We start from the raw sequence: 25,583 nt of genomic DNA, 5'->3' as shown, positions 1-25,583 counted from the left end.
GTCCGTCTCCCAGGCCCGCCACGCGCCCAAGCACCCGACCGGGGGCGTCTAGTCCAGCACCCGCCGTACGGCCGCAAGAAACGCGTTCTCGGCGGCGATACGTGCGTCGTCGTCCTCATCTCTGGTGGCAGGATCAAAGTGCATGTACGCGAGGATGAGCGCCTCAGCTGGCTCCCTCAGTTCCGGGCGCCAGATCGCTAGGACACCGCGGCACCTGTGAGCGTGCTCAAGAGCATCGTTGTACCGGTCGTAAACGCTCCGCTTCGCGCGGCGTCTGGGCTGGTACTTCCAGACCTCCGGCTGCCCCGCCTCGTACGCCACCACCGCGGCGCGCATAACCGCGACCGCCGCGCTCATCACGTCGGCGGCCGCGCGCCGCGTCATCTCGTCTCTGGCCTGTCGCGCCTCGTGGCGCCGGACCAGCAGTCCGCCCGAGAATCCGAGGGCGCCTACAACGATCCCCACGAGCGGCGCCAACCACCAGGCTTCGCCGCCGGATGTGTCGGCCGCTGCCGCAAGGGTGATGTGCACGGGCGGAGCCTACCGACGGACGCTCGTCAGCGACGCTCGACGGCATCGGCCCAGAGCCAGACCCACCCTTCGCGCCCGTTGGGGTCGAGGTAACGAACCTGGACCTGCCGGCCGGCGTGCACGTAGAAACGCACGTCAACCTCCCTGCTTCGTCGTGGTGCGTCGCGCGGCGCTGAATCCTCGGGGTGCGGGCCGCGGCGCCGACGCGGCGGCCATGGGCTCAGGCTCGCGCTCGGGCGCGGCCACGGGCTCGTCGGTCTGAACCGCCGGCGCCGGCGCTTCGCCGGCTTCCGCCAGGGCCTCCACGGCGGCCGCCTCGGACGCGTCGTCGTCGTGCAGCTCGTCGCCGCCGGGGACCGGCTCGACGACGGTCCCCGCTGGTGCCGGCGCGCCGGCGGGGATGGGCTCCTGGTTCGTCGCCTCCACCTGGTCGGGAGCGGGAGCGGGAGGGAGGACCCGGAACGGCGCGATAGCGCCGCGGTGGATGAGCCAGAATCGCCCGTCCCATGCCTCTCGGACGACCTGGGGCGGGATGACGTAGGTGTGTTGGGCGCGTCCGGATCGCAGCTCGCCGCTGTGCGCCTCACCGGATGCCTCCATACGCATCACGGTGCCGGCGAGCTGCACGACGGCCTCAGGGTCCTTAGACCGGCCGACGATGAGCCCTGCGCCCGACGACAGGGCGCGTTGGCGCATGGCCTCGTCGCCGGAGAGTCCGGCGACGGACTGCCCGGCGAGGATCAGCCCGAGTCCGGCGGATCGCGCGGTCTCGAAGAGCGCGGCCGCGACGTCGCCGGGGTCGGTCTCCTCGGTCACGAGCTGGGGGAACTCATCGACGATGAGCAGCGCGGGGCGCTTATCGCCCCGACGCAGCCGATCGGCCATGTACTGCCGCAGGTCCGGCTACGTCACGTTTCAACTTCCACCGCATACGACGGCCACCAGCCAAGACCAGCCCCACGGAACGACGTACACGGCAAACCGCCAGCAGGTGATGGCGGACCTCGCGGCCACGATGGCGTGGCTGAGCGAGGACGGCCACTGAGGCGCGACCCAACGCGTAGGGTCACGGCGCATGACGCCCAAGCCTGACGCCCTCACCCAGCAGCAAGGATTTGCGCTCCTGTTCGAGCAAGAGTCGGCACGCCAACTGTTGGCGCATGGAGTCCATACGCTGCAAGAAGCGTTGTACTTCTCGCGGGACAAGGATGCGGTACTGACCACCCTGTCGATCGGTGTCGAGAAGATGCTCAAGGTCGCACTAGGGTTGCGCGCCCTCGACGATGCGGGCGCGTGGCCTACCAAGAACGAGATGAGCCAGAGCTGGGGCCACAAGATCGACGCGATGGACGCCGAGCTCCGCAACTACCTGCGCACATGGACCGCCGCAGAGGGCAAGAGCTACGTGAGCACCCTCGTCGCAGCGGTTGACGATGACCCCGTGTGGCCACTTCTCTCGCGCACTCTCGACGCCTACGGGCGTTCTGGGCGCTTCTACTACCTCGACACCCTGGGATCGCAGCCGCAGGAATGGGAGTCGCCGTCGGACATGTGGGACGAAGCAGAACGCGCTTGCATCGAGCACCACGCGGACCTGAGCGCCCGAGAGCGCGAGGTGGTCGGAACCGGCCCAATCGACGCGTTGGACGAGTACCTACGAGTCGTCCACGGACGCCTGGCAGACTCGGTGGTCGGGTGGTGGCACATGATCGTTCGAGCAGGGATGCACGGCGCATTCGGTCCACACGGGAAGGCCTTCGGGTTCGAAACGGAACCACGGAACGCTTTCCCTCCAGTCACCTCTCCGCGCATCATCTGAGCAGCCAGCGCGGATGCGCGTAAATACGTAAGCCCTCATCTACGCCGTTACGCAGATGAGGGCTTACGTGTGTCCGGTCAGCGGTCAAGACACCGGCGTCTCGGCCAGCGCGTCGAGTGCGCGGGCGCGATAGCGCTGGCCGGACCGGGTGCTCACCGGGCGGCCACGTCGCGTCAGTTCGTCGGCCAAGCGGGCGCCGGTCACGTCGGGGTTCTCGCGCACGACCTCGACGGCCAGGGCCAGCTGCCGGCGCGGTGGGCGATGCGGTTGCAGGCGAGCCTCGGTGCCCTCCACCCAGGTCTTCACGGACTTGCCGGAGACCCACGGGCAGTGCTCGCAGCGTGCGCGGAAGAGCGTGTGACGGTCGTTCGGGTTGATGGGCTCGACGATTACGCGAGGTCGGGCGATCGTCTGGTGCGGGTTGGTCGTGGCGGCCATGGCGGATCCCTTCGGCGTGGTGTTCGGCGGGCCGTCACGCAGCGCGCGCGCCGGGCGCGGCCGCGGTGAGGTCGATGGGCTGTTCCATCTCGGCGCGCACGGCCTGGGTGAGCTTGCGCTTGGCGCGCGAGCACCGCTGGCGGACGTTGTCCTCGGTGATGCCGAGCTCCCTCGCGACGGCGGGGATCTGCGCGCGCAGGTTGTCCGGCAGGTAGGTGCTGGCGAGCAGCTGCGCCTCGCCGCGGGTGATGACGTTCCTGGCCATGCCCCAGTGGATGACCTGGAGCAGGTCGGACTCCTCGGTGATCTCGCGCAGGTCGCTCGGGTCGGTCGGGTTCTGGCCGAGCAAGGGCTGGTGGGCGCGGGTCTCGATGGCGATCGCGCTTGTGGTGGAGCAGAGGTCGTCGGGGGCGATGGGGATCTCCTGGAGCTTGCCACGGTCCTTCTGCGCGGTGCTGCGATGGAGGGTGTCGAGTGCGAGGTTGGCCGCGACCCGGGTCGCCCGGCGCTCGACGGGGTAGTGCGCCATGACGTCCCAGAACTCGGCGATGACGATGTGTCGGCCGTCTTCGTGGGAGTCGTGGCCGGCGCCGATGGGGGAGACCTTGTCGTCGCGTGCGGCGCTCGCCATGCGGGTGAGCTTGGGCAGCATCGCCTGGAGGATCGTGCGGCCGGCGAGCTGCTGCCCGTTCTGGAAGAGGCGGATGAGCGCGAGGAGCAGCTCGTTGGTCCGGGTGTAGTCGCCGGCGTCGATCGCGTCGACGATGTCGCCGGGGCGGGTGAGCCCGGTCAGGGCGTGCTCGTCGCGGGCCCAGCGGCGCACGATCCGGGTCGTGGACGGCTGGGCGTGGAGTGCCGCCCACTCCTGGGTGAGCTGCTGCAGCAGGCGTGACTTCACGTTCTGCGGCGCGGTGTTGTGCTGGCGGAACAGCCGGGTGTTCGTGGTCACGGTGGGCCCCCTTGGGTGTCGTGCGCTTCTGCCTGGACCGTAGAAACACTTGCCGCGAAGCGTCCACCTGGTGTGGGTCGTCGGCGCGGTGTTCCTGCGTCCTGTGACCAGCCAACTCCGGGCCCCTTGCCGGGTCTCTTGCCCAGTCGGAGCCAGGTCGAGATTCGTTGCGGGGCAAGGGATCTCGGGCCCCGGGGTGCTCTTGCCCGCTGCGCCGTGGCGTCGGTGCCCCGGATCGGACGTCGCCTGATCCTGGCGCGCGAACTCGGTCGCGAATCGTCCGTCACAGGGGCACCTCCTCGCGCACCTTCCACAGGTGGATCGATGACGCCTAGTCGCTCGAGGAGACCGAAGATGACCAGCACGAACCGCGCCCCGCGCGACCTTGTCGACGCCGCTGCCGTGCACGCGGCGCGCGAGGAGATCGTTCAGGCGCTGGGGCCGCTCGCGGCCAGCCCGCTCGACGAGGACGCCGCCGGCCTTATGCGGTCCGCGCTCGAGCGCGCGCAGTCGCCGGCGGTACGCAGCGCTGTGCGTCGGATGCGCCGCCCCGGGGAGTCGCGCCCCCCGCTGATGGTGGTGCCGGCCCTGGGTGAGCACCGTGCGCGGCCGCGGCCGCAGGGGCTGCCGGCACCGGTGCTCGCGGTCGCCTCCGGTGGTGACGCAGCATGAGCCCCGCCCTGACGCTCCGGCGCGCGAAGCCCGAACCCGACGATGTCGTCGACGAGCAGACCGAAGACCTTCTCCCCGTGGCCTCGGCCACGGACCAGGTCGTCTCGACATGGTCCACGCGCCTGGCCACCTTCGGCCTGTTCACCTGCCTCGCTCTCGGTCCGGTCGGGACCGCCGGCGCCGCCTACGCGATCCTGCTCAACCAGCAGACCACCGGGCCGGTCGCGACCGTGGCCCCGGTCGAGGACCTCTCCGACGAGCGCGCCGCGGTGGGCGAGTTCGCCCAGCGCGTGGTCACGGTCTGGCTCACCAGCACCCAGGACAGCCCCGACGCGCTGCAGGCGCTCGTCAAGGACGCCGCCGTCGTCACCCTCTCCAATGTCCCGTTCGACGTGAGCGACGTCGACGTCGCCGGTATCACCCCCGGCGGTGTTGGGACCTGGTCCGTGCTGGTCGCCGCGACGGTCACCGACGACAGCGAGCAGACCGCGCGCCGCTACTACCAGGTGCCCGTGCGCGTCGACGACGCCGGCGCGCTCAGCGCGCTCACGCTCCCGGCCGCGGTTGCGGCCCCGGTCGTCGTCGGCGGCTCGACCGGGGCCTACCGCACCCACATCGCGATGAACTCGCCGGTCGCGGACACCGTGACGCAGTTCCTGTCCGCCTACCTCACGGGCGCCGGCGACGTCTCGAGGTACGTCACCCCCGGCTCGACGATCCTGCCCGTCACCCCGCCGCCCTACACGAGCGTCAAGCTCGCCGAGCTGCGCAGCACCACGCAGCTCGCCGAGGACGGTGCAACACCGGCCGACGGCGAGACCGCCCACGTGCTGGCGTCCGCGAGCGCCGTGGTGTCGCAGGAGCAGGTGGCGGCGGTGACGTATGCGCTGGGTCTGACGGCTCGTGCTGGCCGGTGGGAGGTCACGGCGATTGAGCCGGTCCCGGTTGCTTCTGAGGATTCCGGCGCCGTGGTGGCGCCGGGTGGTGAGCCGTCTTCTGGCGCGCCGAGTACCGATGCGACCGGCGAGGCCTCGCCGGCGCCCACCCCGTAGGAGGAGCACGACAACATGTCTACGTTCATGGCTTTGGCCCAGGAGGCCTCTGTTCACGTCGCGTCTGTCGACCCCGGTGCTGTCGTCATGGCGGCGCAGGACGGGGGTGGGCTGATCGGGAAGGCGACTGACCTCAACACGAGCGCGCAGACTCTGGCGCGGGGTGTGGCTATCACGCTCGGCATCATCTTCGTGATCTGGCAGGCGCTCGCGTCGCGGGGTGCGATGGCCCGCATCGTCATCTCGCTGCTGGCGGCTGGGGTGTTCATCTGGGGCGTTTTCAACGTCACGAAGGTGAAGGACATGGTCGACGAGGACCTGGCCGTCGGTGTCGTGTCGGAGCAGGTGCAGGTGGTGCCGTCCCTGCACTTCGACGTCTAGGTCGGTTGGGCGATGGCGAGCGCTCCGCGGTCTGAGGATCCGGGCTACGAGGTGGTCCGGTGGTATACGCGTGCCCGGAAGTTCCCGCAGCTGATCGGGAAGACGCCGAGTGGCGGGACGATCTGGGGCGGGCCGTACACGTACACCCAGCTCGGCGCCGGTGTGTTGGTCCTGGTCGTGGGGTTGAAGACCACGTGGCTGTGGGGCCAGTTCGGGTTGATCGGTAACGCCGTGGTGGTGCTCGGTGTCGCGTACGGGGTGACTCTGCTGGTCGGCAAGCTGCCGGTCGGTATGCGCAACCCGCTGTCGATGGCGGCGGGTGCGGTGCGGGCGTTGTCGCGTCCCGCCCAGGGTGTCCTGGGCGGGACGGCGCTGCGTATTCGCCCCCCGCATGTCGTGGGTTCGCGGGTGGTCGTCAACCGCTGCACCCCGGTTGCCGACGTGGACGACGCGGCGCTGGGTTCGAGGTCGCCTGAGCGGCGCGGTGGTCGGCGACGTCGTCGCGGACGCGAGCCTGAGCGGCCGCTGACGCTGGTGCGTCGGCCGGGCCCGCTGCGCCCCACGCCGGCGACGGCGCGTGCCGTGCAGGCACCAGCTCCAGCTCTCACGGGGGTCCAGCAGCTGCTGGCCTCTGCCGGTTCGACGCACCAGCAGGAGGACGACTGATGCGCACCCCGACCCGTTCGATGGCCGCGAACCTGCGCTGGACCCGGTCCGGCACGGTCTGGGCAGACTGGATCCTGACCGGTCTGCCGTACGGCCTGCGCCCCACGAAGGACAAGCGGGGCGTGCGCGCGCTGCACACGGCGCTGCTGCGCGGCCTGCCCGGTGAGTCGTTGCTGCTGGGGGTCAGGTCTGGTCTGGACCCGGCGGTGATCGTGTCCAAGATGCTCGAGGACGTCGACGTCGAGCGGTGCCCGGACTGGGTGGCCGAGTGCGAGGCGACGCTGGACTCGCTGGACGAGATCGGTCCGGGGCAGCGCGTGTACTGGCTGTCGGTGCCGCTGGGGGTGGACAAGGCGACGGACCGGGTCGTGGAGCCGGTGCGGGCGGCGACGGCGGACCTGCGAGACATGCTGGGGCTGCCGCGGGCGGCGATGCGGGCCGCGGACGTCGAGCGCCGGCTGGTGCAGGCCGCCCAGATCGCCGAGCGGATCCCGGGGCCGTTCGAGGCGCGCCCGGCGACGCCGGCCCAGATGGTCTGGCTGCACCAGCACGCGCTGCGGCGCGGCCTGTTCCAGGACCTCGACCTGCCCGAGGCCGAGGACGTCGTGGCGCGCGAGCTGCTCGTCCCGAGGTCGGGCGCCGCGCTGGGGTCGCCGCTGCTGGACGAGGGTGGGCAAAGCGACCAGACGAACCCGCTCGCGCGTGCGAACCCGGTCAAGCGCCGCTTCCTGAAGATCGTGGACTCGACGGCCGCCGAGGACGTCGAGGCGAGCTACCAGTGCCTGGCCGCCATCAGCGACGTCCCGGACGCCGGCATGGCATTCCCCGGCAGCGAGATCATCGGCCGCATCGACGAGTCCGGCCTCGACGTCGACTGGGCCATCCGCCTGTCGATCAAGGCCTCGACCGCGGTCGCAAGCCGCAACCAGAAGGCGCTGCGCAACCTCAACGAGCAGTACACCCAGCGCGACGGCGAGGTCAGCCACGGCCTGAACATGCTCGACCGCGTCGCCGGCGACCTCGCCGAGTACGTCGCCACGCTCGAGAGCGACAAGAACGAGGTCGAGGCCCAGGCGACGATCCTGTTCGCCGTCGCGGGCCCCACCGCGGACTCCGCACGCATCCAGGCGCACGCCCTGTCGCGCTACCTCGCCGACACCGGGTACAAGCTCGCGATCCCGCTCGGCGCCCAGGAGGAGCTGTGGTGGGCGATGCACCCGGGGGTCCCCTCGACCCAGGTCGTGCGCGAGTTCGCGCAGATCACCACCAGCAAGGCGCTGGCCGCAACGATCCCGTTCGCCTCCGTACGACTCGGTGACTCCAAGGGCAGCGCGCTCGGCCTGAACATCGCCCACGGCCCGCTCATGGCGCCCAACGTTCCCTGCGGGCCGACGAGCGTCGTGCTGCACGACCTCGACGGCGCCTCCGACCGCAACATCTCCGGGTCCCTCGCCGTCGCCGGCGAACTCGGCGCCGGCAAGACCGCGACGCTGATGAAGCTCGCCGGCGACGTCATCGACCGCGGCGGACAGCTCGTCATCGCCGACCGCACCGCGAAGGGCGAGTGGGCGTCGTGGACGCAGGGGCGCACCAGCGCCGTCGTCGTCAACGTCGCCGACCCGCTGGTGTCCCTGGACCCGCTGCGCGTCTTCGGGCCCGTGCTCGGCAGCCGCGTCATGCAGACGTTCCTCACCCCCCTGCTGAACGTGCGCCCCACCGACGAGCTCGGCATCTTGCTCTCGGAGGTCCTGGACCCGAAGTACCTCCAGCGCTACCAGCTCGGCTCCGCCGGCGCGCTCCTGACGCACCTGGAGGAGGGCTGCACCCTTCCGGGCGCGAGCGATCTCGCGCGCCTGATCAAGGTGTTCGCGCGCAAGGACATCGGGCGCGTCATCTTCGACGGCGACGTGCCGCCCCTGGACCTGAGCACCCCGGCGATGGTCATCCGCACCCACACGCTGATGCTGCCCTCGCGCGAGGAACTCGAGCACGAGCACCTGTTCAAGCAGCTCAGCCTCGAGAAGCTCTTCGGGCGCGCCCTCAACGCCCTCATCGCCGCGCTCGCCCGCGAGATCTGCTTCGCCGACACCTCCCGCCTGGCCGGGTTCGTCGTCTCCGAGGCGCACTCCATGACGATCTCCTTCGAGGGCGAGCGCGAGATCGTCGACTTCGTCCGCGACGGCCGCAAGCACCGCGCCATCGTGATGCTCGACTCCCACGACCCGGAGGCCGACTTCGGCTCGCCCACGCTGCGCGGCCTGATCCCCACGCGCATCCTCATGCGGCACCGCGACGTGACCCTGGCCAAGCGCGGCCTGGCCTGGCTCGACCTCGACCCCGAGGACGAGCAGCTCATCGAGATGGTCACCAAGGACACCTCGCCCCTGGGCGCCGACGGCCGCGAGGTCCCCGAGCACCGCCGGGGCGAGGCCACCATGCGCGACATGTCGGGCAACGTCGGGCGGATCAAGATCCTGCTGCCGGCCCGCGCCGACCGCGCAGCCGCCATCACCGCCGGCGGCACCGCCGCACGCACCAAGCGAGACGCCGCATGACCCGCCTCCACCGCACCCTGACCTTCCTCGCCAGCGTCATCACCGGCGTTGTCGCGCTCGTCGTGGTGCCCGCGAGCGCCGCGAGCGCGGCGCCGTTGAACCCGGGGTCGCAGACTCCGGGGGCGCTGGCGTGGATCGAGCTGCTGGACAGCCGCGGGATCAACCTGTGGAACCTCGAGCTGTCGCTCAACCGTGGCGGGATCACGAGCCCGGACAAGTTCTTCTGGGCCTCGATCACGGACGGGTGCTGGGGGCTGTACCGGGGGTACTGCGCGCTCGCGCTGTGGTTCTTGGACTGGGTGCTCTCGTTCAGCTGGGTGAGCACGATCGCGGCACCGCTGCTGACGATCGGTGACGCGATGCAGCAGGTGGTCAAGCAGATCGGGCCGGTGCCGACTTTCCTGACGATCACGGCGCTGCTCGCCATGTTCTTGATGGTCCGCGGGCGCACGTCGACCGCGGTGTACGAGGTCCTAATCGCCTGCGTGATCGCAGCCCTGGCGTCTGGAGTGCTGGCCCAGCCGGTGCGGTTCGTCGCGGGCCCGGACGGGCTGATCGTGCAGGCCGGGCAGATGGGGCAGACTCTCGCGGCCGAGCTCGCTACCGGGGACGGTGAGGGCCAGAGCCCCGACGAGCTGCGGGCGGCGCAGACCGGGGCGCTCGTCGACACGTTCGTGCGCCAGCCGACCCAGATGATCAACTTCGGCGAGGTGCTCGACGGGGGACCGTGCGAGGCCGCGTACAACGACATCGTGCGCGCAGGCCCGTACGGCGGGAAGTCCGACATCCGTGACGCGGTCGGCAAGTGCGACGACACGCTCGGGGACTACGCCGGCAGCCCATCCTCGGGCATGGCCCTGGGGGCCGTCGTCGTCATGCCCGCGGCCTTCGTCGTGCTCCTGCTCGGCCTGGTACTCGGCGGCGGCGTGATCACCGCCGGCGTGCGGGCCATGTACCAGGCAGCGAAGTCGATCGTCACCCTCGTGACCGGGCTTCTGCCCGGCGGAGGTCGCGGGTCGCTCATGCTGGGTGCGGCCGAGACGATCGTGTCGCTGCTCATCATCGTGTTCGCCTCGATCTTCCTGTCGATCTTCCTGATGGTGATCCAGTCGCTGTTCGCGTCCGAGGCGGGCGGCGGCGCGGCGCGCGCCTTCGTGATCGCGGACATCGTGATCGTCGCCGGCCTGGTCGTGTACTGGCGCCAGAACGCGCGGATGAAGGACATGAGCAGCCGCATGGCGGCCTGGATGGCGCAGCGGCCCGGCGGTGGCGGGCCGACGCGCATGCCGCAGCGGATGCCCGGCCTGACCGCCGCCACCGCCGCGTCGGCCGTGTCGTCCCTCGCGCATCTGCGCCGCCGTCCGGTCCCCGCGCCCCAGGAGCCGGCGCGTACGTTCATCGATCAGCGCCAGCAGCTGGTCGTGCTCGGCGGGGTCCCGCGCGGCCCCCGCCCGCCCGTCGACGCCGGAGACATCTACCCGCAGAACCCGCCCGGGCCTCCCGGGCCGCAGGTGCCGCCCGGCCAGGATGGCGGCCCGGGACCCAGCGGTGCGCCTCAGCTGCCCGGCGGGAACCGCCGAGGTCTGCCCGCGGGCGACGAGCGAGCACAGCTCGGCACCGGGGCCCAGCGCGACGGCCTCCCCGTCGGCGCGCAGCGTGACGCGCTACCGGTCGGCAAGCGGGGCCGTCAGGCCCAGCTGCCCGTCGGCCCGAGCTCGCAGATGAAGCGCATCGAGGCTGCCGGCAAGGGCCGCAAGGCCATGGGCGGGCTCGCGCGCGCCGGGACGAACGCCGTCCTGGCCTACGCCAGCGGCGGCACCTCGACGCTCGTGCGAGGCGCCGCCAAGACGGTCAACGCCGCCCGCACCGCACGACGCGTCGCCCTGCAGGCCAAGATGGTCGGCGGCAGTGCGCGGACCGTGACCCGGGCCCGTCCCGCAGCACCGCCGCGCGCCACCGCCGCACCGGTCTACACCGAGGGCAAGGCAGGGCCCGCGACGGCGGGCAAGAGGATCACGGCACCGGGCAAGGCTCCCGGGCGGCACTCCGCCGCCCCCGCCCGCCCCGCCCCGGCGCCCGCCGCGCCCCGCGCCACGGCGCCGCGCGTGATCGAGCACCGGCCCGTCGACACGGACGCCGCCGCGCGCCTGCGCGCCAAGCTCGCCGACCCCAGCCGTCGCGCGGCCGCGCGCCGTGACGGGAGGTGACCAGCGATGCGCCGCCTGCTCGTCCCCGCCCTCATCGCCGCCCTGCTGCTCCTGGGCTGGTGGCTCCTGCGACCCCAACCCGCCGACCCCGCACCCACCACCGAGCCCACCACGGCGCCGACACCGACCACTACGCCCACACCCAGCGCCGACCCGGCCCCACCCACCACAGCACCCGAACCCACTACGCCCGCGAGCGCCGACACCGAGCTCGAGGACGCCCAGGAGGACCTCGAGCTGGGGGAGAGCGAGGGCGAACCCGTGGCCCCGGGCGAGAGCGTCGTCGCGCGCGACGAGCGGCAAGCGGCCGAGCTCGCGACGTACGAGCGCGCGGCCGCGGCGTTCCTCGAGGCGTTCGCCCGCCCCAACGGTGACGTCACGCCCGAGCAGTGGTGGGCTCGGGTAGAACCGCTGCTGACCGAGCAGGGGCAGCAGGACTACGCCGGCGTCGACCCGCAGGCCGTGCCCTACACCCAGGTGCTCGCGAGCCTGGGCATCGTGCCCACGGACGCACCCGCGCACCTGCTCACGATCGCGCGCGTCCAGACCGACGCCGGCGTCTACCTCGTCGAGATGATGACCGGGCCCGAAGGGGTCCGCGTCGCCCGGGCAACCCCGGAGCCGGCCCCGGTGGGTGCGCTGTGAAGAGGGTCGCGATCGCCGCCGTCGTCGCGGCCGCGCTGCTCCTGCCCGGCGTGTACGCGCTGTTCGCGCTCATGTCGGTCATCACCCTGTCTGCCGGCGGGTCGAGCCAGAGCGCGTGCTACTCGCCCGTCGGGACCGTCATGCCCGCGGGCGGCCCGGTGCGCATGCCCGTGACCGGTGCCTTCAAGGTCACCTCCGAGTTCGGCATGCGGCACAACCCCGGCCAGATCAACCACGGCCAGTACCGCCTGCACGCCGGCATTGACCTCGCCCCCGTCGCGGTCGGCGGCCCGATCGTGGCCGCGAGCGCCGGCGTGGTCTCGTCGACCCCGACGAGCACGGGCGGGGGGAACATGGTCGTCGTCGATCACGGCGGCGGCTTGGTGACGAAGTACCTGCACCTGGCCTCACGCAGCGTCGTGACCGGTGACCAGGTCTGGGCAGGGCGTCAGCTTGGGGTCGAAGGCAGCACCGGGAACGTCTCGGGGGAGCACCTGCACTTCGAGGTCGAGGTCAACGGCAAGCCCGTGGACCCGCGGCCGTGGCTGACCGCACAGGGCCTGATCGTTCCGGCGCCGGGCGGGAGCGGGCTCGCGCCAGCTGTCGTCGAGGTCGCCGGCGCCGGCGAGGTCGGGCAGGTCGTGGGCGGGCAGATCGGCCCGGCACCGCTGACGCCTGACGACAACCTCGGCACCGCCCGGCCCGTGGTTTCCTCGCTGCCCGCGCAGGTGGGGGCGTGGAAGGGCGAGCAGGTCACCAACGCGGCGTACGTGATCAAGGCGGGGCAGGCGCGGTCGCTGGACGTGTGGACGATCACCGTCGCGGTCATGACGGCCATGGCCGAGTCGAGCCTGACGAACGTGGCCCACGGGGACGCGGTGCGCGCGGACACGATCGGGCTCTTCCAGAACGGGCCTGAGCGAGGCCCATACGAGCAGCGCATGGACCCCAGCGGCGCGGCGAACATCTTCTACGACTACCTGCTGCGCGTGCCCGGGTACCACGACCTCGAGCCGACGATCGCGGCGCACAAGGCGCAGCGCAACGCCGATCCGTACCACTACGAGTCCCGGTGGCCCGACGCGGTGCAGATGGTCGCCACCCTCACCGACGACCCGCAGCTGCTGGCGAACCTGCCCGCCGGCGGGGCGGTGCAGGGCTGCCAGGACGGCGGCCAGGGCGAGGGCTCGGGACCGGGCGACGGCACCGGGGCGGGCATCGTCGCCGCGGCGCAGCACTACCTGGGCACCCCGTACAGCTGGGGTGGCGGGGACACCACCGGCCCGACGACCGGGATCTACTCCAGCGCGAGCCTGGACGGCACGAGCACGGTCGGGTTCGACTGCTCGGGCCTGGTGATCTACGCCGTGCACCACGCGACCGGGGTCACGCTGCCGCACTCGGCCGAGGCGCAGGGCAAGGACTCCCGTGGCACCCCCGTGCCGCGAGACTGGGCCCAGCTGCAGCCCGGGGACGTCATCTCGTTCAGCCAGGACGGATCGGGCGCACCCGGCTCCTACGGGCACGTGGGCATCTACCTCGGCGACGGGAAGATGATCCACGCACCGCGGCCCGGCAAGAACGTCGAGGTCGTCCAGCTCCAGGGCTCGACGTACTACGAGCCCATGGCCTGGTCGATCCGCCGCTACACCACCGCCTGACCCACACCGCACCCGGTTATCGGTGGGTGCGGGTACGCTCACCACCACATCGAGCGCCCCAGCCGCGGACCCCCTGCGCGGCTCGGGGCGCTCGATCATCTCCAGCAAGATCGTCGTCGACGTCGACGCGGGAGGCGCGGACGTGCCGCGCGACCGCTTCTCGTGCGTCCGCGGTAGGTTCCCGGGATGGCGATCGAGCCCGAGGCAGTGCGGTCACGGATGGACGAGATCCTCGCGTCGTGGGAGATGGACGCGGGCACGATCTCGCTGCGCACGCGCGAGCACCACATGCTCGGCATCATCGTCTTCGGGCTCGTCAGCCACTGCCACCACTTCGCCCGGGCGATCCGGGCCCTGGACGACGCGGGCCTGCACCAGGCGGCCGTACCGCTCGTGCGGCAGCTGATCGAGTGCGCGGTCACAGTGCTGTGGATCGAGTCCTACGGGGTGCGAGCCGCGCGCGCCCTGATGAGCGAGCACGCCCAGAACCGGCAGCAGACCTTCACCGAGTTCATGAACAGCGGTGGCGACGTCGACGAGGACGCCCGAGCTACGACCCAGCAGTACCTGGCCGAGCTCGAGGACGAGATGAAGTCCTCGGGACGCAAGTTCCGCGAGCGCTGCGAAGATCTCGAAGGAGGGTTGCGCCTGTACTCGTTCTGGAGGATCGCCGCGAGCGAGAGCCACGCCTCGACCGCCGTGGCGGACCGCTACATCGCCGAACGGACCGGGACCGAATCCGGGGTCGCGCTGTCCCCGGATCCGCGACCCGGCGCACACGAGGCCTGGCTGGGCACCAGCCTGACGATGCTCGTGCTCGCCTCCCTGGCCGCGGATCGGTACGACCCGACCCGGCGACGTCGGACCCGGCTCAAGGAGATCGCGCGCGAGCTCGGCACACAGCCACGGTGGAGCAAGACGGCGACGGGCCTGAAGCGCCAGGCGGCGTACGAGCGCGCGCAACGTCAGCGCGCTCGCGCCCCACGTCCGGGGTCGGGGACGACCGCGATGAAGACGGCACCGTAGGCGCCGCCGCCACCTACATTGCGCAACCACCGCGACACGCCCGGTCGTGCGCAAGGTACGCCGGCGTGTCTGTGCAATCTGCGCCGCACGTCGACGACCTCGCGCGGGGATGCAACCCAGGCGCCCTAGATCACCTCATCATCAGCAGCAAGACCGCCGTGCCCCGAGGGGAGTCGCGCGGCTCGTGTCGCTCCTGCTCGGCAGCCCGAGCGACTGGCACTGTTGCGGCATGGCCCAGCGCAACCTCGAGCCCCCACCTGATCTGGAGCCGCCGACCTGGACCGGCAGCTGGCTCGGTCGCCGAGAGGCCCTGATCGTCCGCCACGGATTCACCTCCGACCAGCTGCTCCCAACGTGGTGGAACGAGCACCTCGCGGCGGCGGGCATGACGGACCACCAGGTACGGCCGATCTCCCGGGAGGGCGGTGCACCGGGCCTCACCCGTGGCGATCTCTTCGTATTGGCGTCGAACATCGAGGAGAGCTCGCCCGACGACGAGTACCTCACCCTGCTCTGGCACGTCCTGGCCTGGGGATCGGGGACGTCGCGACGCAACAACCTCCAGCGGATCGCCGCCTTCGCCGACCCGACGGCCCGCGAAGAGCGAGTAGGACTTCTCCGCGCAGCCACGGTGGCGGCCCGCGAAGGTGACACCGCGACGGCGTACGGGACGCTGATCCGCCGCGGAGGCGGCACGATTCCTGGGCTGGGCCCGGCGTTCTTCACCAAGTTCCTCTACTTCGTGGGCGGCGGAAGCCCCGAGCACGCCTGCCTGATCCTCGACGCCCGGGTCGCGACATCGCTGCACGCAGCGGGCTGGTCGACGATCCCGGCCGGGACATACAACTGGTACACCCAGACCTACGTCGCCTACTGCAGCCTGCTCGCCGGCTGGGCCGCCGCGGCCTCCGCGACAGCGGGGCAGCCGATCGCAGCTGACGAGTTCGAACGAGCCCTCTTCGCGGGCCGGCCGTTCGACAACTAGACCCGCACCGGCGCTCCTGGCAGGCGCCGAGTCGATTCCTCGCTCGAGCGCGCAAACGCGGTCTACGTGGCCGACGTCTTCGCGAACTGCGCACCCGGTGGAGGCGGTGGTCCGGCGGTCCAGTCCGCGCAGTGCGTCGAGGCGGGCGTCGCGTGCGAGGTCGCGCTGTGCACGTCTCTGCGGCCGCCCGGATGGACAGCGGCCCCTGGCCTCGCGCGCGACCTGCTCGGTGTATGCGCGGGCGAATCGGTCGTTGTCGTGAACGGCGCTCCGAGAGTCGCGGGCTACCACCGGCCGGGGTGCGCGGGCCCCTCGCAACGGCCGCTGACGACAGATCGGGCAAGAGGGGCGTCACAGACACGGCCGATCTGCACCTTCCATGGGTGACTGCGATCCACGCGAGCCAGAGAGGACACCCAGTGTCGAAGAGGTCGAAGAGCACGAGCGATCCCGGGCCGAAGAGGAAGAAGAAGAGCGAGCCCGGGCGACTGACCGCCAACCTCGGTGTCGGCATCGTCGCCATCACCGCCGCGGTCATCAGCTTCACCCACGTCCAGCACCTCGCCCAGGAAGCGGGCGAGACTGAGCTCGCCGCGCTGCTCCTGCCGCTCAGCGTCGACGGCGCGATCGCCGCCGCGGCCGCCGTCGTCCTCGCGGAGTCAAAGGCGAAGCGCAAGCCCCCCGTGCTCGCATGGATCATGCTCATCCTGGGCCTGATCGCGAGCCTCGGAGCAAACATCGCTTCCGCCGAGCCCACCCTGACCGCACGCCTCATCGCGGCATGGCCCCCGATCGCCCTCGCCCTCGGTATCGAGGTCATCGCCGCCGTGAGCCGCCGGGCCCGCGAAGAGCGCGACGCGGAAGCCGAGGGCCTGGCCCCGGCCCCGGCGCGTACCCACGAGAAGCAGACCGTCGTCGCGGCCCCCGCGCCGCAGCACCGCGCCCTCGCCCAGCCCACCGCACAGCCGGCGCACGAGCCCGTCCCGGTCCAGCCCGCGCCGGCGCCCGTCGTCGCCGCGGTGGTCGCCCCGTCCTCCGACACCCCGGGCCAGGAGCCGCAGGCCGCCCAGCCCAGCCCGGTCGCGGAGGCCGTGCCCGCGAGCGCCGCCTCGCAGCCCGCGGTCCAGCCCGCCGTCGCCGCGGTGGTCGCCCCGTCGTCCAACACCCCGGACCAGGCGCAGGTGCGCCAGCCCGGCCCGGTCGCGGCGCGGACCGCTGCCGCAGGTCGTCCGTCGCGCGCCGTCCAGGCCACGGCGCGGACCGGTGCGCACCGTCCCGCGAACGAGCTCAGCGACGACGACGCGATCGAGGTCATCCGGCGCCTGGACGCCGAGTCCGACACCGGTCCGGTCAGCCGGCGGACCATCGAGACGGCGCTGCGGTGCGGAGCCACCCGAGCGACCCGTCTGGCCTTGCTCGCCCGTGCGGCGGACCGCGTCCCCGAGCTCGCCGGCCAGGCCAGCTGAGCCCTCGCTCTTGCCCAGACCGCGCGGGCAAGAGACCAACGCACGGATCGCAGACCAACAGGTCCCCTTGCCCAGACCGATCGGGCAAGGGGACCTGTGCTGTACCGGTCCGGCCTTGCGCGGCCCGGGCTGCAGGTCATGCGCAGCCCGGGCTGGGCCGCAGTCCGGTCTAGTGCCGAGGGGCGTACCGCACGGCGTTCGGGTCTTCTGGGACTGCTGTCGCGGTCCAACCCTCGCGAACCGCGCTGCCGCTAGGACGCGCTTCGACGACGATCCGAGCACCTCGCGGGACGACGACGATCTCGTAGCCGCAGGCTGTCGCGACGTCGAGGAGGGTCGAGCTGCTCACGGCTGACCCCCGCTCGAGGCGAGACACCGTTGGCCGTGACGTCGAGGCACGAAGCGCAAGATCGTCCTGGGAGAGGCTGGCGACCTCGCGCAGGCGCCGGATCGCAGCACCCAGTGCGGAAGGCGTGCGCGCGCGGAACCACGGGGCAACAGTGCTCATATCTGATTCACCTTCGGGTGGAACGCGATTCGAATCATCCGTGATTCACAGCACGGTACTGCTCGGGGTGCGGCCGGCCGAGAACGCCCTGAGAGAGGGTGCCGCTGAGGGGGCGGAGGGGATGGTCTCGCGAGGCTTCCGGCCGTCTTGCCGGATCGGGAGTAGCGGGCGAGCCGACGAAGATTCGACTTCGCCTCCGCAGAACCGCAGGCGAACCTGCAGTGACGCAGTCGAGTCTAGGAGGCGCGTCAAGCGGCCAACGCTCCGTCAACCGCCCGTCAGTGGTCCGTGGGCTACTTTGCCCGATCCTCCCTCTAGTTAACCCGCATGAGGACGGGTGCTCGGAGCTTGCTTGGGCGAAGCGCCGCGGCTGTTGGGCGGCAGTGGACTGTCAACGACCTCACACCACTCGCACACCACGTTCGAGATGCAGCCTGATGTGACCGATCCTCCATCCAGTCAATCCGGAGTTAGCCGTGAACGACCCCTACTACAAGCACACCGCTTCAGTGTCGTGGGCGCCTCCCACCACCTGCTTCTGGCACGTGCTGGGCTCTCTCCGTCTGCCGCCGCAGCACAGTTCCGTGCCTTTCTACTCGAGTGGCTGTGGGAGCACCTCGGCTGACTCAGTGGAGAGCAAGCAGGCGCTGCGCGAATTGTGGAGGCTGGGTGGATTGACGCTGCAGAGCGAGCCCGACGCGGGATCCACGCACGGGACGGTGCGGAAGTCCCTAGGGTGGGGACGTGTCGAAGAGGCTGGGTCCTGCCCACAGCGAGGTGATGCCGGGCGAGGATGTGGTCGTCGCCGCGAGGGGGGGTGACGGCGCTGCGCTGCACGAGCTCGTCTCCGGCTACCTGCCTCTGGTTTACAACATCGCCGGCCGAGCGATGGGCGGACATCCCGATGTCGATGACGTGGTCCAGGAGTCCATGCTCCGGGCGGTCAGCCACTTGCGCGAGCTGCGCGAGCCTGCGCGCTTCCGCTCCTGGCTGGTAGCGATCACTGTCCGCCAGGTACGGACATGGGGGGCGCTCCAGAGCAGCCGGCCCGAGCCGACATCCGACGACGTGATGGTTCAAGAGGCCGCACCGGGGCCCGATGTGCAAGGGCTTGCTGTGCTCGATCTTGAGCTCGGTGCCCAGCGTCGGGAGGCGGTGGAGGCCAGCGGATGGCTTGATGCGGAGGATCGCGAGGTTCTCGCCCTGTGGTGGTCGGAAGCCGCAGGGCAGGTGCGCCGGTCCGAGTGGGTCGATGCTGGTGGTTTCTCGCCCGCCAGCGCGGCGGTCCGGGTCAAGCGGGTCAAGGAACGACTCAATGCGGCGCGTGAAGTGGTCCGGGCGTTGGCCGCGTCTCCACGGTGTGCGGACCTGGACTCCTTGGTTCGGCACTGGGACGGTCGGCCCGCTTCTCGATGGCGCCACAGGTTGCACCGGCACGTGCGCGACTGCGATCAGTGCGAGCCGGCCGTGTCCGGCATGGTCCGCCTTGAAGGTCTCCTTGGGAATCTCGGCATGGTTCCGGTTCCTGCGGCGTTGGCCGCGCAGGTCATTGACTCGACGGCTGTGCGCTCAGCTTCAGCTGGTGATGCATCTCGAGGGAATGGTGTCGATGTCGGCGGTCCGGCACTTTCGTCAGGTCAGGTGAGCACCGCGGCACGCTCGGGGAGCTGGTATGTGCCGGGCGCCGTCGCGGGCGGTGTGCTGGTGGTCGCTTTGGTAGCTCTGCTGAGCCTGGAGCCGGAGCCCGGCTTGGAACCTGTGGCGACCACGGCGACCGCCTCTGCCTCGGCTTCGTCCGCGCCCCCGCCACCCGAACGCTCGGTCGCCCCGGCGCCCGAGCCCGCGGAGCCGTCGTCGACTCCTGAGGCGACGGAGCAACCATCGCCGGACCCGGCGCTCGGGGCGCGCTCCCTGCGGTACGCCGCGCAGCCCGAGATGTTCGTTGCCGCATACCCCGGCAAGATCGGGATCCTCGTCGAGGTCCGGTCGGACAGCCCGCGCGTCGTTCGTGAGGTGGCGACGTTCGAACTCGTCCCCGGTCTGGCCGACTCTTCCTGCTACTCGTTGCGCACGCGAGGGGACGAGTACCTCCGCCACGAGAGGTTTCGGGTGCGGCTCGGCCCGGATGACGGAAGCAGCCTCTTCAGTGCGGACGCCACGTTCTGCCTCAGACCTGCCGGTCGAACTGGCGCGGTGACTTTGCGGTCGGTGAACTACCCCGACCACGTCGTCAGGTATCGCGACGGGCAACTTTTCCTCGATCCCGACGAGCCGGGGGAGACGTTTCAAGAGAGCGCGGCCTTCGAGCTTGTGGCCCCGCTGGAGCACTGACCCGGGGAGCGTCACTCAGGCGGCGTCACAACTCGGGCCGGACAGGCGAAGCAGTGTGATGTGGATCACAGCATTGCCTGACGGAAGACTGACATTGCCCTTCGCGCGCGCAGTCCCCTAACTGGGTCGCACGGCTGCTGCTCCGGGGGACTTCCCCCTCCCGTGGGCAGCGCCGTCGGCTCCTGGGCTGCGTCTTCGCGGCCAATCTCCGTCCGATGACCTGAAACGAGGAATGGCCTGTGCGACACGTCAAGAGAGACTGGAACCGACGAACGGCGCTCTCGATCTCTATCGCGAGCGTCGCTTCCTTGGCCCTCATCGGTGGAGCAGTGGCCGTGCAGGGCAGCGGAAACAGCCAGGAGGACCTGATAGGCGTCGTCGCCCAGGGCTCCGGGTCGCCACCAGTCGAGGCGGCTGAGGGGGAAGCTTCCGCGCGGGCGGAGCTCGAGAGCAGCACCGAGAACGGTGACAGGCGCGGAGCTGATCCGGCGAACGAAGACGCGCCGTCTGTGCAGGGGGGTGGCGTGGGGGAGACCCCGGTCACCCCGCAGAACGCCGCCGTGCCGGACGCCGGTGCCGCGGACGTGGCAACCGACGGTCCCGCCAGCCCAGGGGGAGGAGCCGCGATTCGACCCGGTGAACCGACCACAGCAGCCGATTCGCCTGTCCCGGTGTGTGGTGCCGGAACCTTCGATGCGGAGGCCGTCAAGGACGGAGAGACCTGGACCGCGCGCCGCGGTGAGCAGGTGCTGTACACCGGACCGGACATGCTCACCGCCATGGCGAGCGCCATCGGCAGCCTCGACCCTCAGCGCACCAGCAAGCAGCGTGTCGTCGTGCGAGGTTCGGGCACGATGCCGGCCTCGACCAAGCTGAGGATGCCCAGCTTCACGATCCTGGACGTGTGCGGCACGATCGACGCAGTCGGTCCCGGGGCGCGCGATACCGCGCCGATCTTCGCGCGCGGCGTCACCGACATCGAGATCCAGCACCTCAAGGTCACCGGAACCCCGATGTACGGGATCTTCCTGCGCAGCGTAGAGAACGTGACCTTGGGGCAGATCGACCTCGACATGCCCGCAGGAGGCCTGGGAATCCGGATCGACAACTACGGCAACCGCAGCGTCCCCACGCGCAACGTGCGCATCGACGACGTGCGGGTCACCGCCGGCAGCCATGGTGTGGAGACCTTCGGCGTCGATGGGCTCGTCGTCGGGTCGGTCGTCGCGCGAAGCGTCGGCGGCTCCGGCCTGTTGCTGAACGCGACCACGAACGCTGAGATCGGGCTGGTCGACGCGATCGACGCCGGCACCGGCACCGGCTACGCGGCGTTCCGCACGGCGAACGGCAACGGGCGCATCGGTGAGGGCTACCCCAGCAACATCCACGTCGAGAAGGTCGTCGCACGTGGAGGCGGCCGTGGCGTCTTCTGCGTCTCGGACAGCGGCGGCCTCGTGATCGACGAGGTCGACATCGCCGACACCGGGAACCACGCGATCCTGCTCGAGAACTGCCACAACGTCACCATCAAGGGCGGAACGGTGTCTGGCCCAGGCGAGCTCCGGCTCGCGGCGCGCTGGGACCGTCCCAACTCCACGAACATCACCCTGGAAAACCTCACCCTGCGCAACACCGTGCTTCGGGAGATGCCCTGCGCAGAGAACACGACCACACGAGGCTTGACCTTCGTCGACGCCACTGACCTGACCTGCTGACCACGAGCGCCCGCCGGCTCGCACGGCGACGTGTTCTACGAGCGCAGGCTCTACGTCGTTTGAGGTGAACGGTTCTTCCACGTCGCGCGAAGCGGCGGAGGTCTGGTGCCCGTTGCAGCCCGATCTCCGCCGTTCCCGCTCGACCCGACGCTGGTCTCCGCAGACGGTAGGCAGGACCTCGCTTCGTCTGCCAGCACGTGCTCATCGATCCGGCTCACGAATCAGCGGGGGCCGCACTGTGTCGAGTCGGGTATCACACAGTCCACGAGACGCTCGACGTCGCAATGGCGACGTCGCTACGCCGTGTGGCGCAAGCGTTGTCAACGGGCGAAGCGGCGAACCGGACCGAACTCATCGGCGATGCGGATCGCCGGGTCTGCTGCCGCGCCTCGCCTCTTTCGTCTGCAGGAAACGTCGGTCATGATCAACTCTGCTACCTGACGGTCTTCATCAAGCTCCGGAGGATGTGCGTCGGTGACGATCGCATCGACGCTCTTCACGGAAGCGAATGTCGTGAGACCCGGTCCGTGCTCGCCGCTCGTGCAGCTGAGCAGGACGATGGTGCGGGCGGCTGCATCGAGGAGGGCTCGGTTCGCTTCGGCCGCCTCGGGCGACGCTGCTTCGAGTCCTCGAGCGGACGAGACAGCGGCGACCTCGATGAACGCCAGTGCGGTGAGAGTCGCCGTGGTACCCGCGTGTGCCACCCGTGGGGCAAGGGCGGCGGGTACACAAGATCCGCCGGTGCGGACGATCTGGACTCGAGGTTGAGGACCCTGGGCGAGTACGCGTGCCAATGAGGGCGAGTTGGTGACCGCGATGAGTGGACGCAGGCCCGGGTTCGCGGCGATGCGCTGGGCGAGAAGAGTTGAGATCTTCCCGTCTCCGAGTGCGATCGAGGTCCCAGGCGTGATGAACTGCTCAGCCACCGCGACGATCGATCGCAAGGTGCGAGGTACGTGGTCCGGCCCGGTCGGGCGCTCTCGAGAGAGCGTGCCGCGCTGTGCGCTGAGGACAGCCCCGCCGTAAACCCTTCGAAGGACGTCTTGGGCTTCGAGCTCGCCCAGGTCTCGTCGGATCGTCACATCCGAAACAGCGAGGTCGGCCGCGAGCTCGGTGATGCGCACTGCGCCATCGGCACGCAGTCTGGTGAGGATGTGGTTCTGACGCTGGGAGGCGCGCACGCGCGGGGATCCTCTCCGGGAGGCTCCTGTGCGTCTACCCAGAGACTTGACTTGCAACAGGATCTCCTCAATCGGGTGTCGCCCGGATTCACGTGGCAGCCAAGCCGCTCGTGTAGTGGAAGGTGCCCCGTCGAGACCGACGGGGCACCCGGAAGCGGTACTCGCTCAGACTCAGCCGCAGTGAGACGCCTGGTAGGTCGCCTCAACCACCGCTCCACCGTCGTCCACCGACACCGACACCGACCCGGCCGACACCTCGGCGAGTCGGGTCGAGAACGTCTGGGTCTTGCTCGCTCCTGCGCCGATGACCACACCGGTCCGCTCGCCGTAGCTGGACGACACCGAGACCGTCGCTGCGGCCTCTCCCTCGTTGGTGATCGTGGCGGCCACGACGTTCTTGCCCGCGACGCACCGTGTCGTCGCCGTGACGGTGAGCGCAGGGGCGTCCCCGTAGGCGCGCTGCAGCCGGTCGTGCTCGTTCTGGGTGATCGGCAGGATGGTTCCGTGCCTCTTGAGGACGGCGCCGAAGTCGATGTCGTCGCCGACCGACCACGCTCCGCCTGCCGAGAGCGGGGAGTCGCCCGCGAGGTCGGTCGAACGGAACGGCATGTACCCCTGGCCGCTGTTGTACCGGTCGGCGATGAGGCCCCAGGTGGGGACCTTCGCGCCCGACCCGTCGGTCTGCCAGTCCTCGGGGTTGTAGGCGAACAGCTCCGGTCCTTCCAGTCGGTTTCCCGAGTACCCGTCATTGCCGAAGATGTCGCGCAGCGTGCTCACGCGCTCCCATCCGCCGGGGTTCTCCTCCATGGCGCCAGGGCTGATCGTCACGGCGTAGGGATCGGTGCTGCGCTCGATCGTGATCTGACCGTCGCCGGAGGCGCGGTAGAAGACCCCGTCCACCTCGAGCATCGTGGTGTCGATGATCGAGGTCTGGCGGTCGATCCACTTCACCGGGTCGGAGAAGGTCACGAAGTCGCGGGTCGTCGCGTAGTACATGTTCATCGGGTCGCCCAGCGTATTCCCGAGGGGGTGGTCGGCAGGTGCTCCCGAGATGGTCGCCCAATAGACCATGTACTCACCGGTCGCCGGGTCATAGGTGGCCTCGGGCGCCCAGGCGGCACCGGCATTCGGGATCCGTGAGGCGACGTCGGCCAGGCGCGGTGCCGACCAGTTCACCAGGTCGGTCGACTCCCATACGACAAGGCTCTTGCTGCCCGGGTTGTCGGGGGTGAAGTGCCAGCCGTACTTGGCGGTGGAGAGGTCTGTGGCGAGGAGGTAGAACTTGTCCCCTCCCGGGGCCCGCACCAGGAACGGGTCCCGGGCGCCGGTCTCACCGACGGTCGACGTCAGGACCGGCTTCTCGTCGTTCAGGTCCGTCCAGCTCGTGCCGTCCTCGCTCGTGGCGAAGTAGATCTGCTCGTTGCTCACGTTCGGTGAGCGTCCCGCGGTGAAGTGCGCGAACAGGTAGGCCGAGGGGTCCTCGGGTGCGGGCAGTGCCTTGACCGTGGCGTCGAACGTCCGGACGACGTCGGTACCTTCGGCGTGCGCCGTCAGCACCACCTCCACGTCGGGATCACCGAAGGCCGGTCGGGTCACGAAGCCCGGCGCTCTCTCACCCTCGCGCTCGGTCGAGACGACGCCGGCCGGCTCCGCGGACCAGGTGATCGCGCTGCCGTACTCCTCCCCCGTCAGGGGGAGCGCGAGGTGGTCACGGACGTCGTCGAGGCCGATGAGTGCGACCGCGTCGAGATCGGCTGCCGCGCGTTCGGCGGCCGGCGGCAGCGCTGCGACCGTCACGGGGAACATCCGCTGCGCGGTCTCGCCGCGCACGTCGACCGTGGCGGTCAACGTCGCGTCCTGCGACGAAGTCTCGATCCGGTGGATCGTGCCGTCGGCCTCGACGACGCCGGCGTTCGACGTCGTCCACGTCACCCCACCGCTGGTCGGCAGGTCGAGGTCCTGCGACACGGCGGAGGTGTCCCCGAGGTCGATCCCCGCGAGCGTCTCCTGGGCGGACGTCGCCGCGTCAGCGGCCGCGAGATCGGTGATCTCGGCTGCGCTCAGCGCCCGGTCGTAGACCCGGAAGCTGCTGATGGCTCCGGTGAACTTCGCGTCCCCCGAGTAGGCGGACGCGCCGATCAGGTTCTTGGTGTGCGTCCTCAGGTCGTCAAGCCCCACGGTGGAGTTCGTCTTCTGCGCAACTTGGACGCCGTCGACGAACAGGGACAGCGTCGACGTCGCACCGTCGTCGTTCGCCGAGATCGATGCCGTGATCGACTGCCACCGGTCGGCGGCGAACGGCTGGGGTGCCTGCGCCGTCTGTTCGGCTGCGTAGTTGGTGGGCGAGATCGAGGCGCGGTGTCCTTGGGTGTGGACGAAGAACTGTCCGGTCCGGTCGTTGCCCGACCCGCCGAGGTTCCAGAGGAACGCGCTCGACGTCAGGGTGCTCGCTGAGGGGAGTGCCTCGACGACGACGGTCGCGTCGGTCCGGCCGGCGAGCAGGGCGTCGGGGAGCGTCACGTAGTTGCTCCCGGTGAAAGTCATCGCCCCGTTCCGCCATGCAGCGCCGCCGGTGACCGTCCCGTGCTGGTTTCCGCCGGCGTCGGCGACGTCGTGGAGGACCGTGCCGCCGACCTCGGAGAAGTCGTAGGCGACGAGCAGCCCGTCGGTCGTGCCGTCGATCGCGGAGGCCGGTGCCGCGACCGCCGGGAGCGTGCAGGCGAGGAGTGGCAGCAGCGCCAGCGCGGCGAGGGGCCGTCGGCTTCGTGTGGTTCTGGTCATCTCGTTGCTCCTTT

Annotated in this window: 21 protein-coding genes; 14 read left to right on the top strand and 7 right to left on the bottom strand. The window is 70.5% G+C overall.

Annotation, left to right across the window (positions count from 1 at the left end; translation table 11 throughout):
• Positions 1 to 48: 48 nt before the first annotated feature.
• On the bottom strand, positions 49 to 531 hold the full coding sequence (locus tag FIC82_RS20405; protein WP_154800690.1) for a hypothetical protein: 483 nt from the start codon (positions 529 to 531) through the stop codon (positions 49 to 51).
• A 135-nt stretch (positions 532 to 666) separates the two neighbouring features.
• Positions 667 to 1,416, bottom strand: coding sequence for a type IV secretory system conjugative DNA transfer family protein (locus FIC82_RS20400; protein WP_171445745.1), 750 nt, complete (start codon positions 1,414 to 1,416; stop codon positions 667 to 669).
• Between the two features lie 190 nt (positions 1,417 to 1,606).
• Between FIC82_RS20400 and FIC82_RS20395 the strand changes: the two genes are divergently transcribed.
• Positions 1,607 to 2,350: a hypothetical protein gene (locus tag FIC82_RS20395; protein ID WP_154800688.1), complete on the top strand. Its 744-nt coding sequence runs from the start codon at positions 1,607 to 1,609 to the stop codon at positions 2,348 to 2,350.
• Between the two features lie 84 nt (positions 2,351 to 2,434).
• On the opposite strand, the gene FIC82_RS20390 is transcribed toward FIC82_RS20395, so the two are convergent.
• Both FIC82_RS20390 and FIC82_RS20385 read right to left on the bottom strand, forming a co-directional pair.
• Complete coding sequence (locus FIC82_RS20390; RefSeq protein ID WP_154800687.1) at positions 2,435 to 2,788, bottom strand: hypothetical protein; 354 nt, start codon at positions 2,786 to 2,788, stop codon at positions 2,435 to 2,437.
• Positions 2,789 to 2,822: 34 nt separating this feature from the next.
• The gene (locus FIC82_RS20385; protein WP_168732370.1) at positions 2,823 to 3,737 is read right to left on the bottom strand and encodes a hypothetical protein; all 915 of its coding nucleotides are present in this window, start codon (positions 3,735 to 3,737) and stop codon (positions 2,823 to 2,825) included.
• Positions 3,738 to 4,091: 354 nt separating this feature from the next.
• On the opposite strand from FIC82_RS20385, the gene FIC82_RS20380 reads away from it, so the two are divergent.
• The 11 genes from FIC82_RS20380 to FIC82_RS20330 all read left to right on the top strand — a co-directional run bounded on the left by FIC82_RS20380 (position 4,092) and on the right by FIC82_RS20330 (position 17,053).
• The gene (locus FIC82_RS20380; protein ID WP_216610089.1) at positions 4,092 to 4,409 is read left to right on the top strand and encodes a hypothetical protein; all 318 of its coding nucleotides are present in this window, start codon (positions 4,092 to 4,094) and stop codon (positions 4,407 to 4,409) included.
• Positions 4,406 to 5,461, top strand: a complete 1,056-nt coding sequence (locus FIC82_RS20375) for a conjugal transfer protein (RefSeq protein WP_154800686.1) — start codon at positions 4,406 to 4,408, stop codon at positions 5,459 to 5,461. The genes FIC82_RS20380 and FIC82_RS20375 overlap by 4 nt, the downstream gene beginning before the upstream one ends.
• A gap of 15 nt (positions 5,462 to 5,476) precedes the next feature.
• Positions 5,477 to 5,842 carry a hypothetical protein gene (locus FIC82_RS20370; protein WP_154800685.1) on the top strand — a complete coding sequence of 122 codons (366 nt, stop codon included), beginning with the start codon at positions 5,477 to 5,479 and terminating at the stop codon, positions 5,840 to 5,842.
• A gap of 12 nt (positions 5,843 to 5,854) precedes the next feature.
• On the top strand, positions 5,855 to 6,508 hold the full coding sequence (locus FIC82_RS20365; RefSeq protein WP_154800684.1) for a hypothetical protein: 654 nt from the start codon (positions 5,855 to 5,857) through the stop codon (positions 6,506 to 6,508).
• Positions 6,508 to 9,063 (top strand): ATP-binding protein, encoded by a 2,556-nt coding sequence (locus FIC82_RS20360; protein ID WP_154800683.1) that lies wholly within the window; start codon positions 6,508 to 6,510, stop codon positions 9,061 to 9,063. Before FIC82_RS20365 ends, FIC82_RS20360 begins: the two co-directional genes overlap by 1 nt.
• Positions 9,060 to 11,270, top strand: coding sequence for an integral membrane sensor protein (locus tag FIC82_RS20355; RefSeq protein WP_154800682.1), 2,211 nt, complete (start codon positions 9,060 to 9,062; stop codon positions 11,268 to 11,270). Before FIC82_RS20360 ends, FIC82_RS20355 begins: the two co-directional genes overlap by 4 nt.
• 6 nt (positions 11,271 to 11,276) lie before the next feature.
• Complete coding sequence (locus FIC82_RS20350) at positions 11,277 to 11,915, top strand: hypothetical protein (protein WP_154800681.1); 639 nt, start codon at positions 11,277 to 11,279, stop codon at positions 11,913 to 11,915.
• Complete coding sequence (locus FIC82_RS20345) at positions 11,912 to 13,576, top strand: peptidoglycan DD-metalloendopeptidase family protein (protein ID WP_253691968.1); 1,665 nt, start codon at positions 11,912 to 11,914, stop codon at positions 13,574 to 13,576. The genes FIC82_RS20350 and FIC82_RS20345 overlap by 4 nt, the downstream gene beginning before the upstream one ends.
• A 186-nt stretch (positions 13,577 to 13,762) precedes the next feature.
• Positions 13,763 to 14,602: a DUF5677 domain-containing protein gene (locus FIC82_RS20340; RefSeq protein WP_154800680.1), complete on the top strand. Its 840-nt coding sequence runs from the start codon at positions 13,763 to 13,765 to the stop codon at positions 14,600 to 14,602.
• A 229-nt stretch (positions 14,603 to 14,831) separates the two neighbouring features.
• Positions 14,832 to 15,587 (top strand): 8-oxoguanine DNA glycosylase OGG fold protein, encoded by a 756-nt coding sequence (locus FIC82_RS20335; RefSeq protein WP_154800679.1) that lies wholly within the window; start codon positions 14,832 to 14,834, stop codon positions 15,585 to 15,587.
• Between the two features lie 419 nt (positions 15,588 to 16,006).
• Entirely contained in the window at positions 16,007 to 17,053 is a 1,047-nt protein-coding gene (locus tag FIC82_RS20330; RefSeq protein WP_253691967.1) for a DUF2637 domain-containing protein, read from the top strand.
• Positions 17,054 to 17,222: 169 nt separating this feature from the next.
• Here the strand turns inward: FIC82_RS20330 and FIC82_RS20325 are convergent, their stop codons facing one another.
• Positions 17,223 to 17,561, bottom strand: coding sequence for a helix-turn-helix domain-containing protein (locus FIC82_RS20325; RefSeq protein ID WP_154800677.1), 339 nt, complete (start codon positions 17,559 to 17,561; stop codon positions 17,223 to 17,225).
• A gap of 744 nt (positions 17,562 to 18,305) precedes the next feature.
• On the opposite strand from FIC82_RS20325, the gene FIC82_RS20320 reads away from it, so the two are divergent.
• Together FIC82_RS20320 and FIC82_RS20315 are read left to right on the top strand one after the other, a co-directional pair.
• Entirely contained in the window at positions 18,306 to 19,892 is a 1,587-nt protein-coding gene (locus FIC82_RS20320) for a sigma-70 family RNA polymerase sigma factor (RefSeq protein WP_154800676.1), read from the top strand.
• A 239-nt stretch (positions 19,893 to 20,131) separates the two neighbouring features.
• Entirely contained in the window at positions 20,132 to 21,607 is a 1,476-nt protein-coding gene (locus tag FIC82_RS20315) for an ICP22 family protein (protein ID WP_154800675.1), read from the top strand.
• Positions 21,608 to 21,927: 320 nt separating this feature from the next.
• Here the strand turns inward: FIC82_RS20315 and FIC82_RS20310 are convergent, their stop codons facing one another.
• Complete coding sequence (locus tag FIC82_RS20310) at positions 21,928 to 22,788, bottom strand: DeoR/GlpR family DNA-binding transcription regulator (protein WP_154800674.1); 861 nt, start codon at positions 22,786 to 22,788, stop codon at positions 21,928 to 21,930.
• A 171-nt stretch (positions 22,789 to 22,959) separates the two neighbouring features.
• Entirely contained in the window at positions 22,960 to 25,569 is a 2,610-nt protein-coding gene (locus FIC82_RS20305) for an immunoglobulin-like domain-containing protein (RefSeq protein ID WP_154800673.1), read from the bottom strand.
• Between the last annotated feature and the right edge of the window lie 14 nt (positions 25,570 to 25,583).

Origin of the sequence: Cellulosimicrobium protaetiae, from assembly GCF_009708005.2 — a bacterium.
Taxonomy (GTDB): domain Bacteria; phylum Actinomycetota; class Actinomycetes; order Actinomycetales; family Cellulomonadaceae; genus Cellulosimicrobium; species Cellulosimicrobium protaetiae.
The sequence above is the reverse complement of the archived record's forward strand: the minus strand, read 5'-3'. Positions and strand labels throughout refer to the sequence as shown.